11 protein-coding genes and 1 pseudogene are annotated in these 15,157 nt (G+C 34.0%); all 12 read left to right on the top strand.

From position 1 onward, the window contains the following. The first annotated feature begins 66 nt into the window (after positions 1–66). The 12 genes and pseudogenes from kduI to JOC75_RS09045 all read left to right on the top strand — a co-directional run bounded on the left by kduI (position 67) and on the right by JOC75_RS09045 (position 15,123). On the top strand, positions 67–897 hold the full coding sequence (gene kduI / locus JOC75_RS09100) for a 5-dehydro-4-deoxy-D-glucuronate isomerase (RefSeq protein WP_204953749.1): 831 nt from the start codon (positions 67–69) through the stop codon (positions 895–897). Between the two features lie 626 nt (positions 898–1,523). After that, positions 1,524–2,459 carry a glycoside hydrolase family protein gene (locus JOC75_RS09095; protein ID WP_204953748.1) on the top strand — a complete coding sequence of 312 codons (936 nt, stop codon included), beginning with the start codon at positions 1,524–1,526 and terminating at the stop codon, positions 2,457–2,459. A gap of 230 nt (positions 2,460–2,689) precedes the next feature. Then, positions 2,690–4,062: pseudogene (locus JOC75_RS09090) on the top strand (MATE family efflux transporter). Between the two features lie 61 nt (positions 4,063–4,123). Further along, entirely contained in the window at positions 4,124–4,495 is a 372-nt protein-coding gene (locus JOC75_RS09085; RefSeq protein ID WP_204953747.1) for a sensory rhodopsin transducer, read from the top strand. Between the two features lie 154 nt (positions 4,496–4,649). Further along, the gene (locus JOC75_RS09080; protein ID WP_204953746.1) at positions 4,650–6,416 is read left to right on the top strand and encodes a sensor histidine kinase; all 1,767 of its coding nucleotides are present in this window, start codon (positions 4,650–4,652) and stop codon (positions 6,414–6,416) included. Further along, complete coding sequence (locus JOC75_RS24230; RefSeq protein WP_204953745.1) at positions 6,409–7,947, top strand: response regulator transcription factor; 1,539 nt, start codon at positions 6,409–6,411, stop codon at positions 7,945–7,947. The genes JOC75_RS09080 and JOC75_RS24230 overlap by 8 nt, the downstream gene beginning before the upstream one ends. Positions 7,948–8,503: 556 nt before the next feature. Next, positions 8,504–9,811: an ABC transporter substrate-binding protein gene (locus JOC75_RS09070; protein ID WP_204953744.1), complete on the top strand. Its 1,308-nt coding sequence runs from the start codon at positions 8,504–8,506 to the stop codon at positions 9,809–9,811. A 260-nt stretch (positions 9,812–10,071) separates the two neighbouring features. Continuing rightward, positions 10,072–10,971: a carbohydrate ABC transporter permease gene (locus tag JOC75_RS09065; RefSeq protein WP_204953743.1), complete on the top strand. Its 900-nt coding sequence runs from the start codon at positions 10,072–10,074 to the stop codon at positions 10,969–10,971. A 62-nt stretch (positions 10,972–11,033) separates the two neighbouring features. Then, positions 11,034–11,867, top strand: a complete 834-nt coding sequence (locus JOC75_RS09060; protein ID WP_204954207.1) for a carbohydrate ABC transporter permease — start codon at positions 11,034–11,036, stop codon at positions 11,865–11,867. 93 nt (positions 11,868–11,960) lie between these two features. After that, positions 11,961–12,626, top strand: a complete 666-nt coding sequence (locus JOC75_RS09055; protein WP_204953742.1) for a YesL family protein — start codon at positions 11,961–11,963, stop codon at positions 12,624–12,626. A 156-nt stretch (positions 12,627–12,782) separates the two neighbouring features. Beyond that, positions 12,783–14,066, top strand: a complete 1,284-nt coding sequence (locus tag JOC75_RS09050; RefSeq protein WP_420828018.1) for an ABC transporter substrate-binding protein — start codon at positions 12,783–12,785, stop codon at positions 14,064–14,066. Positions 14,067–14,088: 22 nt separating this feature from the next. Further along, positions 14,089–15,123 (top strand): glycoside hydrolase family 88/105 protein, encoded by a 1,035-nt coding sequence (locus JOC75_RS09045; RefSeq protein ID WP_204953741.1) that lies wholly within the window; start codon positions 14,089–14,091, stop codon positions 15,121–15,123. The last annotated feature ends 34 nt before the right edge of the window (positions 15,124–15,157 follow it).

The following is a 15,157-nucleotide window of genomic DNA, read 5'->3' as shown; positions in this document are numbered from 1 at the left end:
GTATATGAAAGTAGCCAAAGTCTAAAGAAATAACTTAATTCTCAAATTTGAAAGGGGAAAAAAATAATGGAAATCAGACATGCAACAAATCCAACAGATTTTAAAACATATACAACGGAAAGATTAAGAAGCGACTTTTTAATTGAATCACTTTTTGTTCAAGGTGAAATCAATATGACCTACTCACACTATGATCGTGTTGTAACTGGAGGAGCCATTCCAACATCTCAATCTCTAAAACTAGAAGATCAAGAAACATTAAAAACTGATTATTTCTTAGAAAGACGCGAGGTTGGTATCATCAATATTGGTGCAGAAGGTACAGTTTTAGTTGACGGTCAGAGTTATACATTAAATAAAAGAGATTGCTTATATGTGGGCTTAGGAAATAAAGAAGTTTTATTTGAAAGCAGTAATGCTTCGGATCCTGCTAAATTTTATATTGTCTCTACAACAGCACATAAGCAATATCCAACGAAAAAAGCTCCAATTGAAGATGCTGAACCAACACATTTAGGATCTGACAGTGAATCAAATAAACGTACAATTTATAAATATATTCATGCAGATGGAATTCAAAGCTGTCAATTAATGATGGGAATGACTTTACTAGAACCTAACAATATGTGGAACACAATGCCAGCACATCTTCATGATCGTCGTATGGAAGTTTATCTTTATTTTGATATGGATGAAAAATCAAGAGTATTCCACTACATGGGTGAGCCAGGGGAAACTCGTCATTTAGTTGTCCAAAATGAGCAAGCTGTTCTTTCACCACCATGGTCTATTCATTCAGGAGTAGGAACAAGCAACTACACGTTTATCTGGGCAATGGCAGGAGAAAATTATACATTCACAGACATGGATGCTGTTAAGATGGAGGATCTGAAATAATCTCATCAATTAAAGAGTGCCATTCACTTTACTAGACTTCGTAGTAAGGAGTGATGGCACTCTTTTTATGCAAGTCTTTTTTAGAAGGAAGGCTTTAATAATAATTGATTATACTTGGAAAAATGTGTTGATATTAATTTTTAGCAAACTAATGAGTTCGTTTCATTTCGCTCCAGACACAAGATTCGCCGGGGAGGAAGTCAAGCCTCCTCGGCTTTGCCTGCGGGGTCTTGACCTTTCCTCTACACCCGCAGGAGTCAAGTGTCTTCCGCTACATTACACTATATTGTTTTTAAACCAATAATAATTCTTGAGAAAACAGTGTTTTATCGGATAAAAGGTACTAGTCTAAGAAAAAAGATAACACAAGCTTTATAAATTGTTGTTTCCTTGAAGACTAAGTACTTTAACAATGGTTGATTGAGCGGAAGGTGTGAGACTCCTGCAGGAAGTGCGGTACAGGTGAGACCCCACAGGAGCTTAGCGACGAGGAGGCTCGCCGACCGCCCTGCGGAAAGCGAGCAACCTGGAGCTCAATCAACCATCTCCTATAAAAAGTAACAATTTTTAATAGATAAAATATCTTTGTTTGAAAATTCGAAAATAACTATGTAGGAGGGAGAATATTGACCAGAGCTAACACAACGAATTCACCATTATTTCGTGACCCTATTTTTGATGGTGCTGCTGATCCAACTATTATATGGAATCACGAAGAAAAGCAATGGTGGATACTTTACACAAGTCGACGTGCAAATGTTCATTGTGACGGTGTTTCTTGGGTTCACGGAACAGACATTGGTATTGCCTCATCATCTGATGGAGGGCAAACGTGGAAATACAGAGGAACCCTTCAAGGTCTTGATTTTGAAAGAGGGAGAAATACATATTGGGCACCAGAGATTATTTATCATGAAGGTGTTTATCATATGTATGTAAGTTATATACAAGGAGTACCTAATCGATGGGAAGGACATAAGAGACAAATTATTCATTATACAAGTACTAATCTTTGGGACTGGACATTTGAATCAATCCTCAAATTAAGTTCTGATTATGTTATTGATGCTTGTGTTCATACCTTACCTAATGGTGGCAATAGAATGTGGTACAAAGATGAGGAGCATAACTCTTATACATATGCAGCAGATAGTACTGATTTATATCAGTGGGAAGTTGTTGGACCAGTGATTACAGAATTTCCTCATGAAGGCCCTAATGTATTCTATTTTAAGGATTACTATTGGATGGTTGTTGATAAATGGGCTGGTCAAGCTGTTTATGTATCAAAAGATTGTAAAAGCTGGAACTATAACAATACCATTCTACATATTCCAGGAACTCGCTATGATGATGGTTCTTTTGGCTATCATGCTGATGTTCATATTCATGAACAAGAAGCATTTATTTTTTATTTTACACATCCGGGTCGAAAAGAAGGAATATCAGTGGAATCCTACGAAAGTAAGCGAACTTCACTTCAGATTGCAAAGCTAGATATACTTGATGGAAAGCTTATTTGTGATCGAAATGCCAGTGTGCAAGTAAACATGAATTGCTAGGATTTCAGAAATGTTACTGAGGTATTAGTAGTTTTTAAGGTTCATAAACTTCCTTATCTTAATTAATAGTATTGCACTGTTTTCTAATACATGAAGTCTGAATTTTATATGTCTTATTTGTAGTTACTTGATTATAATAGTAATTAAATTTGCAGTAAGGACTTAAATGAAAGCGTTCTATTATTAGATTGTAGCTTATATTTTAAACTTGTCACGGATGTGATAACAACATGAAATCGAAAGAGAAATCTGTTCAGAAGCTTTCATTATTTGCGATAACCTGGCCAATATTTATTGAAACATCATTACATTTACTGATGGGAAACGCTGATACAATTATGCTTAGTCAATATTCAGATGATGCAGTGGCAGCGGTTGGAATATCGAACCAAATTCTATCTGCCATCGTCGTGATGTTTGGGTTTGTTGCAACAGGAACGAGTGTACTGGTTGCACAAAATCTAGGAGCAGGTTCTTTAAAGGAAGCTAGTCGAATAGCGGTAGTATCAATTGTAACTAACATTCTCTTCGGTTTAATTATTGGTCTTACACTTATTTTTTTCGCATCAAAGATTATTATCATGATGGGGGTTTCACACACACTTATTGCTGATGCTACACTTTATCTGCAAATTGTTGGAGGATGTATTTGTTTTCAATCTGGTTTAATGACGATGGGAGCTATTTTACGAAGTTATCGTTTCACCAGAGATGCTATGTACGTTACTGTTGCTATGAATTTGATTAATATAGTTGGAAATGCAATGTTTATATTTGGGTTATTTGGCTTTCCAGTATTGGGTATTACGGGTGTGGCAATTTCAACAATTTGCTGTAGATTAATAGGAATAGTCGTGATGTTTTTCATTTTATTTAAGAAAGTGAAACCGAGTTTACCATTTTCATATGTTTTTAAAAAAATTCCACATGTTGAGCTAAGGAATATACTAAAAATAGGAGTTCCATCAGCTGGCGAGCATTTATCCTTTAATGGGTCACAGCTAGTGATTACCTCTTTTATCGTTTTACTCGGGACAGAGGCAATAACAACAAAGGTTTATGCACAGAATATAGGTATGTTTGTTCTGCTTTTTTCTTTAGCCATTGGTCAAGGGACGCAAATTATGATCGGACATCAAGTTGGTGCCAAGAAATTTGATGAAGCTTATAAGCGCTGTATAAATAGTCTTATCATTGCAATTATTGTATCAGCGATTATTGGAATAATACTTTATCTTTTTAGTTACCAAATTTTCCGTCTTTTTACAAATAATCATGATATTATTGTAACAGGAAGTATTCTTCTACTATTAACTGCATTTGTTGAGCCTGGACGTGCATTTAATGCTGTGGTCATTAGTTCGTTACGTGCTGCAGGTGATGTCAATTTCCTGTATTCATTGGGATCCTTTCCATGTGGGGAGTAAGCGTTCCTTTAGCATATATATTGGGAATTCATTTAGAGTTAGGATTAATAGGCATTTGGATAGCCTTTATTGTTGATGAATGGTTAAGAGGTTTACTCATGCTTTGGCGATGGCGACAAGGGAAATGGCGCCAAATGGCATTAGGTAGACGAGGAATAGAAACAGATGCATCTTAAAATATCGAAATATTATGTCAAAATGCGTTAACATATAAAAGTAGTTTAGGAGGGTATTATAATGAATACGAAAAAAGGTGAATTACATTGGATTATCCCAGACGGATTTATCCCACCACTAAGTTCTGGTGAACAGCTTAGTCATGAGTCAATTTGTATTGTAAATCTAAATGAAAGTGAAGCAAAGCTCTTAATCTCAATCTATTTTGAAGACAGAGAACCAATTGAAAAAATACCAGTAAAAGTACTAGGAAAAAGAAGTAATCATTTACGAACTTCATCCTTAGAATTAAATGGTGATTTTATACCATTAGGTGTTCCGTATTCTATTGAAGTAGAAAGTGATTCTCCAATTATTGTTCAATATAGCCGGTTAGATTCTACACAGCCTCAATTAGCATTAATGTCGACTATGGCATACCCACTTAAATAGGTTTACAGAATTTGTTTACTGTGATCAAGAATGAGGCTGCTCTCTTTACTCAAGAAGGGAGAGAAGTTGTGATTTTTAATTTGAAAGCGGTTACTGAATTACTGAAATCTACCTAACCATGATTCAGTAAATTACTACATTGGAGTTCTAAACGATGAAGAACTTAAAAGTTTTGATTTCAAATAAATATAAAAATTTAAAAATTAAATACAAGTTAATTTTATTTATCTCGATTTTATTAATCGTTTGTTTGTCCTTTATAATCATGGGTTTTCAATATGCTTTTAATAGCTATGATGAACAAATATATCGCCAGTCTTCACAAGTTTTAATTATGTCTTCTAACCGAATTGAGGATGAACTTAAGAATATCGAGGAAGTAACTTACAAAATCTTGACTGATGATGTTATTCAACACGCATTAACAAGGTCTAAAAAGAATTTATCAAAATATGAAAAATATCAAATTGAACAAGAGGTTTGGGAAAAACTAACTAGTTATATAGGTGCAGAAAGGTATATCCAATCAATTCATCTTTTTGATCATAGTGGAAAGGAATTTCGAGCTGGAGGAGTTTCCTCAATGATTTTATATGATCAAAAAGAATATGTTATGAAAAAAGCAGAAGATGAAAATGGAAGCAATAGTTGGATATCCTTGGAAGATGACGAAGATACCATTTTTTCAGCAAGACAGGTTAAATCATATGAAAATCTAAGCTTAGAAAATTTAGGAACATTGATTGTAGAAGTGAAATTGAAAGATATTGTGAAAGAGCTTCCGAGAGAGTGGGAAGGTGAGGGATTTATTGCTATTTCTAAGGGTGAGTATATATTTTTTGCTGAAGATACCACGCTAGCAAATTTTGATAAACTTCAATTAACTACAAATAGCAAGCAGGGTTATCAAATTCAAAGCATATATGGAAGAAGCTTTTTTGTTACTTATTCTAAGTCTCCCTATGCTAACTGGACATACTGGAATGTGTTACCTTTTGGAACAATGTTTGCGAAAGTAACAATGATCAAGTTTTTGGTAATCTTTTTGTTTTTAACCATTTCTATTTCAGCCATTTTATTAATTATCCGATTTTCAGAAAGAATTACAAACCCAATAGGAAATTTAGTTTCAGCTATGAAGTTTGTTCAAAAGGGAGACTTTAAAGTAGCAGAAAGCTTTACACCTTCACAATATCACGATGAAGTTGGCATTCTCCATCGGAATTTTTTCATCATGATTGAGCAGATAAATGACTTGATTAAAGAGAATTATGAAAAACAGCTTTTAATTAAAGATACAGAATTTAAAGCATTACAATCTCAAATAAACCCACACTTTCTTTATAACACACTCGAATCTATTAATTGGTTAGCAAAGGTAAATCAGCAACAACAGATATCAAAAATGGTAGAATCACTCGGCTATTTATTAAGAAATGCAATAAGTATAAAAGATGATGTTATCACTGTAAGAGAAGAAATGGAAATGGTTGAACACTATGTGACCATACAGAAATTTCGATTTGAAGAGCGGCTGGAATTTTCATTATGTATTGATGAAAAAGTAAAGGATTGTATGATCCCAAAGCTAGTGCTACAACCTCTTGTTGAAAATGCCATTCATTATGCATTAGAGATGATGGTAGAGCCCTGCGAGATCAGGGTTACTGCTTCTAAAGAAGAAGATTATCTTCACTTACTAGTTGAAGATAATGGACCAGGGATGGATAAACAGCAGCTTGCACAAGTTAAAAATGGTGATATGAAGACTAGAGGTAATGGCATTGGATTACAAAATATCGATGCGAGAATTAAATTTGTTTTCGGTCAGGAATATGGACTACAAATTGATAGTGAACTTGGTAAAGGAACACAGGTACTCATAGTTATTCCATATCAGATGAGGTGGGATTATGTATAAAGTTTTACTTGTTGATGATGAAAGGATTATTTTAGAAGGGATTTCAAGAATTATCAATTGGAAAGATTTAGGTACAGCATTAATTGGTACCGCAAGAAATGGCCTTGAAGCTTATGATTTTATTCAAAAACAGCAGCCTGATATTGTCATATGTGATATTAAAATGCCAGGGATGAACGGCTTACAATTAGTTGAATTAATCTCAAGTGAGCTTCCAGCCATAAAATTTATTATTTTATCAGGCTTCAATGATTTTAATTATGCAAAGCAAGCTATGGAATTTGGTGTTAAACAGTATTTATTAAAGCCATGTAACGAATCAAGTATTGCTGATGCGTTAAATAAAGTAATTGGGGAGCTGGATCGTGAAGCAAAAAAATCTCAATTTTTAATAGAAACTAAAAGTCGTTTAGATCAAGTACAGCCTTATGTTAAGAAGCAGCTATTAAAAGAGTTTATTTCAAGTAAACCTGATAGTAACAGAGGTATTCAATTTTATGAAGGTTTGCTAAAAGTTAATTTTCAAGATGAATACATTCGATTGCTGATTTTTCGAATAGAAGGTGATTATCATTATGAACACATGTTTGTTATCGAAAATCTTGGAGAAGATTTATTCTCGCAATCAGTTTTATCAACAAGTATAGGAGAATATGTTTTATTTCTTGTAAGTGATCATGAGTTTACGAACTTGCAATCTAAGATTGAACAATTGAGAGATCATTTTTACGATATTTATGAAATGGATATGACTGTTGCAATAAGTGATGTTGATTGTATTACTCAAGTAAGAAGACTTTATCTTGAAGCACTTGAATGCTTGAATCATAGGTTTTATTTAGGTGAGGGAAGCATAATTACAAAAAGCGATATACATCAAGAAAATAAAATAGCTGGGTACGAGTATGATGGTCAAAGTCTGTGCTTATTTATCAAATCAGGAAATTTAGAAAAGGTAGAAAGCGAGATTACACGTTTCTTTAATGATTTAACAAAAAGTAGGTTGTCTATTAGTTTAGTTCGTTCTTATGTTATGCAAATATTCCTTATGATGCTTCAAAACGCAGATACAAGTAATCTTCAGGAATATATGGGAAAGATGTCTTCTTTAGTTGAGATGGACACTATTCAACAAATGAAGGAGTTCTTTGTCATAACAGCAACTGAAATCACACAAATTCATTATGACAGACACAAGTCAAATCATTCTGCAATTATCAAAAAAATGATTGATCTTGTAAAAGACAATCTTGGTAATGCAGATCTTTCATTAAAATGGGTAGCTAATAAAGTTTTTATGAACGCAGATTATTTAGGGAAATTATTTAAACAAGAAACAGGTAAGAAATTTTCAAACTATGTGACAGAAGTTAGAATTAATAAAGCAATCGAACAAATTCAATCAATGGATGATGTTAAGGTATTTACTATAGCCGAGACGATTGGATTTGGAGATAACCCTCAATATTTCAGTCAGGTATTTAAGAAAATAACTGGTTATTCTCCATCAGAATATAAAAAAGTGAATTAATTAATTAATAAGGTTCTACAGGTACCCATTTACAGCAAAAAGATAGAGGCTGGGACATAATTAAAGAAATCATTCAAAAAGACGAATAATCCCTAAATTCAGTTCAGTTGAAAGAAACAAGTTCGTTCCATTGCGCTGCAGACATTTGCTTTCCGCGGGGAGGAAGCTAAGCCTCCTCGTAAGCTGCGCGCCTGTGGGGTCTCAGCCTTTCCTCTGCACCCGCAGGAGTCAAATGTCTTCCGCTCCATTACACTTGTTCTTAAAAATAGTATGCAAAATCTAAAAACATTGAAGAGTGCAAATAAAAACCCGAACTATTAGGTCGAATGTTTAATTGACATATCACTTAATAATTCGGGTTTTTCATTAGCTTAAAAATTTATGTCCCTGCCTCATTTTTGTTGGATGGACTTTCTCTTTTATCTGACATATAAATCACAATACACTGTTTTTTGAACACTGTTAACTGTTTTTTACATTTTAATAGTTTAATAAACCCTATAAAATAAGGTTTGTAAGCGGTAACAAAAAAGTTCTTAACAAGGGGGATAAAAAAATGAAAAAATGGTTGATGTTGTTTTTATCGGTTTTCATGGTATTTTCTCTAGCAGCATGTAGTGGTAACAGTACATCTGGTGAATCTACTTCAGATTCGGGAGATTCAGGAGACAAAAAGGAAGAGGAAGTAACCGTTCGTATTGCATGGTGGGGATCTGAACCAAGACATGATTACACACTGAAAGTTATCGAAATGTATGAAAAAGAAAATCCAGGTGTGAAAATCCAAGCTGAATATGCAAGCTGGGACGATTATTGGAAGAAACTTGCACCACAGGCATCTGCTCAAAAATTGCCTGATATTATCCAAATGGATCTTTCTTACTTCTCACAATATGCAGAAAATGGTCAGTTAGCTGATATGACACCATATATTGGAGATCAAATTGATGTAACAAATTTCACTGATAACTACGTTAATGGTGGAAAAATAGATGATAAGCTATATGGCTTTAACTTAGGGGTAAATGTTGTTGGTTTTCATTATGATGAAGCATTGTTAAAGAAAGCTGGTATTGATTCTCTTAAAGAGGATTGGACTTGGGATGATTATAAAGAAATGGCAAAAAAAGCTAAAGATGCAGGAATTTTTGCTGATACTGGTATGAAAGCAGATGTATTTTTCAACTATTACTTAAGAACACAAGGAAAAACATTATATAGCAAAGATGGTACAACTTTAGGCTATGAGGATGATCAATTGTTTGTTGATTTCTTCGAAATGACATCTGGATTAGTTAAAGATGGTGCTGCTCCAACTCCAGATTATTTAGCTCAAGTTAAAGGTATTGAAGATGACCCTGTTGTGAAAGAAAAAGCAGTTGGTATTTGGCAATGGTCTAACCAATTTGTTGGGTTACAGCAAGTAGCTAACAGACCATTAAAAATTCAAAACATGCCAGGACCTAACACAAGTGATGGCTTATATTTAAAACCTAGTATGTTCTGGTCAGTAGCGAATAATTCAGAGCATAAAGAAGAAGCAGCTAAGTTTATCAACTTCTTTGTTAATAATGAAGAAGCAAATAAATTAATCTTAGGTGATCGTGGTATCCCAGGTTCATCAGCTGTGAAGGATGCTTTAAAGCCAGTTCTTACTCCTGAACAAGTTCAAGTGTTTGATAGTGTTGAGTGGGCTGAGGAAAACAGTTCAGCATTTGATGGTCCAGATCCGATTGGTGCTGGTGAAATCATCGAAATGCTTGATAGTTTATCTGAACAAATGAATTACGGTCAACTTAAAGTCGAAGATGCTGCAAAACAATTTAGACAACAAGCAGAAAGTATCTTGTCTCAAAATAAATAAAGAGTAGAGACTGATAGCTGATCATATTCGATCAGCTATCAGACTTTATCTTAGGCTCTTTTCTGAAAGAAAGATTGTTGCTAATTTCCTTAATTATCTGTTGAAAACAGTCTTTTTATCGAATAAATGGTCCTTTTCTAGCAGAAAGAAAAAATGCCACTAGACTTAATAAAGTGCTGTTTCCTTCAATATTGTTAGAGCAACAAATTTTACGAAAACAGCCTTATCTTAAATAAAGTTCCGTTGAAAGGAATGATTGTATGAGTACACGAGCTATCAGGCAAAATGTAAGAGGCTACTTATTTATTAGCCCCTTTATAATAGGATTTCTGGCCTTTACTTTTATCCCAATACTAGCCTCCTTATATTTTTCTTTTACTAAATATAACCTATTTGGAGCTCCTCAGTGGATAGGCTTAGAAAACTATAAAAAAATGTTCACCGAAGATCCAAGATACTGGCAATCTCTTAAAGTTACACTCATTTACGTGTTTGCTGGTGTTCCATTAAGATTAGGCTTTGCTCTTATTATAGCGATGATTTTAAACACAGCATCTAGAGCAGTAGGTCTTTATCGATCATTATTCTATCTACCATCTTTAATTGGTGGAAGTGTAGCAGTTGCAATTATGTGGAGAAATATTTTTGGTGATGAAGGAATTATCAATCTATTATTAGGAGTATTCGGTTTACCAGATGTTCGCTGGTTTGGAGATCCTACAGCAGCACTTTGGATGTTAATCCTTCTATCTGTTTGGCAATTTGGTTCCTCCATGTTAATTTTCTTAGCTGGATTAAAAAGCATACCAGTTACTTATTATGAAGCAGCTAGTGTTGATGGTGCTACTTTTTGGCAGAAGTTCACGAAAATCACGCTACCAATGTTAAGTCCTGTTATTTTATTTAACACAATCATGCAAACAATTGCAGCATTTATGACATTTGTGCCTGCATTTATCATTTCAAAGGGTACAGGTGGACCTTTAGATGGTACACTTCTTTATTCACTATATTTGTTCATTCAAGGTTTTGAATTCTTTAATATGGGATATGCATCAGCAATGGCATGGGTGATGTTAATCATTGTCGGTATCCTCACTGCAATCATATTCTTCTCATCGAAGTATTGGGTTCATTATGAATCTGAAGGGGGGAAATAACAATGCAAACAGAAACGAAATTAAAACAGGATCCTAGTACAGCAGGATTGAAAGTTCGAAAAATGAAAAAACCTAAATGGTGGGTTTATCACATTCTTGTTGGTGGTTTTGCAATACTCATGCTTTATCCAGTAATTTGGCTATTAATGAGTTCATTTAAGCCTAGTGAAACAATATTTGTTACTGCACAATCACTTATTCCTGATCCATGGACTTTTGTTAACTTTGCACAAGGCTGGGAAGGAATCGGAGGGAACTCCTTCGGGGTATTTATTAAAAATACAGTTGTCCTAGTGTTTTTCACAATGGTAGGTCAAGTCATATCTTCAGCTGTTATTGCATTTGGGTTTGCAAGGCTGGAATTTTTCGGAAAAAGCTTTTGGTTCGCAATCATGATGGTGACGTTAATGCTACCATATGAAGTCGTAATGATTCCACAGTATATCATTTTCGCAAAGCTAGGGTGGCTAGATTCAATAAAACCAATCGCAGTACCTGCATATTTCGGACATCCGTTTTTTATATTCCTACTTGTTCAATTTATTCGAACAATTCCAAGAGAGCTAGATGAAGCAGCTACTATTGATGGATGTAATACATTTAAGATTTTTTATAAAATAATTCTTCCTTTAATTAGACCAGCATTGGCTACTGCTGCAATATTCTCATTTTATTGGACATGGGATAACTTATTAGGACCAGTACTATATTTAAATAGTCCTGATAAATACACTGTTTCAATGGCACTAAATATGTTTCTAAGTAATGAAACTGTATCAAATTGGGGTGCAATGTTTGCGATGTCAATTGTTACGTTAGTACCTGTTTTCGTTATCTTCTTCTTATTCCAAAGGCATGTAGTTGAAGGAATTAGTACAAGTGGATTAAAGGGTTAAGCTTAGCTAAGCTAGGCTAACCCTCTATATCTTTTATCTAGAAAAAATAAAGAAAAAGATAGAAATTATTGAAAAAGGAATGGGGCATATATGATGGAAACACATGGAGTTATGGGTGGTGTAAATAACGTTCTTGAATGGATTACAAGATTAGTACTTTTAAATATTCTATGGATCTTCTTTTCATTACTTGGTTTCATTATTTTAGGATTCTTCCCTGCAACAGTAGCAATGTTTGCTGTGGTCAGAAGGTGGGCAATGGGAGAAATGGACATTTCTATAACGGAGGTTTTTTGGAGATCATACAAAAAAGAGTTTATTAAAAGTAACATTCTAGGAGCGGTTATCGTAATGGCAGGAACGGTATTAGTTATTGACTATTACTTCCTGCAGCAAGCTTCACCACAAATTCAAAATCTATTATCCGTTCCTTTTTTAATCATTTCAATACTCTTTATTTGTGTTCTATTTTATATTTTTCCAATGTATGTTCATTATGAGTTGAAGATCTCACAGGTGTTTAAGAATTCTTTTTTTATTATGATTATGAGACCTTTTTCAACAATCATGATCTTTGTAAGTAGTGTAGGATTAGCTATTTTATTATCTTTTGGACCACCTTTACTAATAGTATGCAGTGGTAATATATTTGCATTAGTTATGACAAAACCAGCAATTAATGCTTTTAATGCAATAAGTAAAAAAAGAGAAATGGACATAACTGAAAATTTAAATGAAAAAGATCTGTTAAATGAGTGATTTTAAGTAGACCAACTGAATGTAAATACTTACAATTAATTTAGGTTTAAGCTATTATCCCTGTTTTTTATACAGTTTTGTCTATTATATTTATTAAACTACAAGCTAAAACCTATTAAACTTAAATATGTAAACACTTACAAAAGGGTGGTCTTTGTGAATAAGTTTTTACCTTTAGCACTCATTTTATTGCTATTGTTTACCACTTCTTGCAGTCAGGAAAGTGAACCTAGAAGAAGTGAAATGGATGAAGTTATTACGATTAAAGTGGCATGGTGGGGAAGTCAAGCAAGACATGAATACACAACAAAGATTATTGAATTATATGAGAAGCAAAATCCGAACGTAAACATCGAGCCAGAGTTTGCTAATTGGGACGATTATTGGAAGAACCTGCCTCCAATGGCAGCCGGAAATCAGTTACCTGATGTTATCCAAATGGATATGGCGTATATCTCTCAATATGGCAAAAAGGGTTTACTTGAAGATCTCTCACCATATATACAAAAAGGTACGATCGATATCTCAACAATTGATGAAAATGTTGTAAACAGTGGTAAGGTTGGAGAACAAATTTACGGATTTACAATAGGAATAAATGTGCTCTCTGTGATCTCAAACGATATTTTGTTGGATATGACAGGTGTAGAAATCAATGACGATACTTGGACATGGGAAGAAATGGAGCAGCTTACTGTTGATATTAAGAAAACAGCTGGTGTTTATGGATCAAACGGAATGCATCCTCCAGATATTTTCTTCCCCTATTATTTACGAACGAAAGGTGAGCAATTTTATAATGATGCAGGAACAGGTATTGCTTATAAAGATGATGGATTATTCATTGATTACTTTAATATGCAATTACGTTTAATTGAAGAAGGTGCATTTCCAACACCAGATGAGGTTACTGCAGTGAGAGGGATGGAAAGTGACTTTATTGTAAAAGGAAGTTCTGCAATTACGTGGAACTATTCAAATCAATATTTAGGATTTGATCAATTAACAGAAGCGTCATTAACGTTGAATCTACCTCCAGAGAATCATGAAAACAAAGCTTTATTTTTAAAGCCGAGTATGCTTTTTTCCATACCTAAAAGCTCAAAACAAAAGGAAGAAGCCGCAAAGTTTATTGACTTTTTCGTTAACAATGTAGAAGCTAACCAATTAATGAAGGGTGAGCGTGGAGTACCTGTTTCATCAGAGGTGTCAGAAGCTATCAAACCCTTACTTACTGACGGAGAGGTAAAAATACTTAATTATGTTGAAAGAGCAAAAGGGATAACAGAAGAATTTTATCCCCCTGATCCAGTTGGAAGTTCTCAGGTTATGAAAATATTAAAGGATATTTCCGATCAAATATTATTTAAGAAAATAACTCCTGAAGAAGGTGCAAGAAAATTTAGGGAAAAAGCAGATGAGATATTAAAAAATGGTTAAAACAAAAATGGAGGGAAATGACATGCCAAAACTTCAATTTGATGAATTAGAAATTCAGGAAGTACTAGATAAAGTGGTGAAAAGAACATTCGAAATGGATTTTAATTGGGATTGGCCTGGTGGTGTTGCTTTTTATGGAATAGCAGCAGCTTATGAAGCAACAGAAAAACAAGAATATATTGATTTATTAAAAACATGGGTAGATGAATGGCTTGAGGATGGTCTACCAAAGTTGTCTATTAATGGTGTTTCAATAGGGCATACATTAATCACACTTTACTCTGTGACAGAGGATGAAAAGTACTTGAATGTTATTAAAGAGATGGCAGAATATCTTAAAAATGATGCACCACGTTTTGCTGATGGAATTTTTCAACATACAGTGAATTCAGTAAAAGATGTTTTTCCTGAACAGGCATGGGTAGATACGATGATGATGGCCGGCTTGTTTCTTTTAAGAGTTGGGAGATTACTAGATCGTGAGGATTATTTCAGAGATGGACTTAAACAATATCATGGTCATGAGGATTTTCTGCAGGATCCAGTGACAAATCTTTATTATCATGGGTGGGATAATATTGCGAAAAACCATATGTCATCAATTTATTGGGCAAGAGGAAATGGATGGGCTGCATTAACAATGGCAAAAGCATTAAGTTTGGTTGAAGTACAGGACCCTTCTTATATGATTATTGATTGCTCATTACGAGATCAATTAAGTGCCTTAGTTAGGCTGCAAGGTGAAGATGGTTTATGGCATACAATTGTAGATGATCCGTCTTCTTATGGTGAAATTTCAGGAACATCAGCGATTGCAGCTGCATTGCTTACAAGAGGTTCTCTGTATAATAAATATATCCAAAAATCAATTGATGGTATTTTAAGAGAAATTGAAGAGGATGGAAAAGTATCAAAGGTTTCAGCAGGAACAGCCGTAATGAATGATGCTGACGGATATAAAAACGTACCATACAAACGTATACAGGGGTGGGGACAGGGTTTAACACTTGTATTTCTAGCTGAATTAATAAAAAGTAATAAAAAAGTATATAACTAATATTCTACTAAATGCCATGATAAAAAATATTGAT

Origin of the sequence: Metabacillus crassostreae (assembly GCF_016908395.1) — a bacterium.
GTDB classification, from domain to species: Bacteria; Bacillota; Bacilli; order Bacillales; family Bacillaceae; genus Metabacillus; species Metabacillus crassostreae.
Note: the sequence above shows the minus strand (reverse complement) of the source record. Positions and strands in the feature narration are given on the sequence as shown.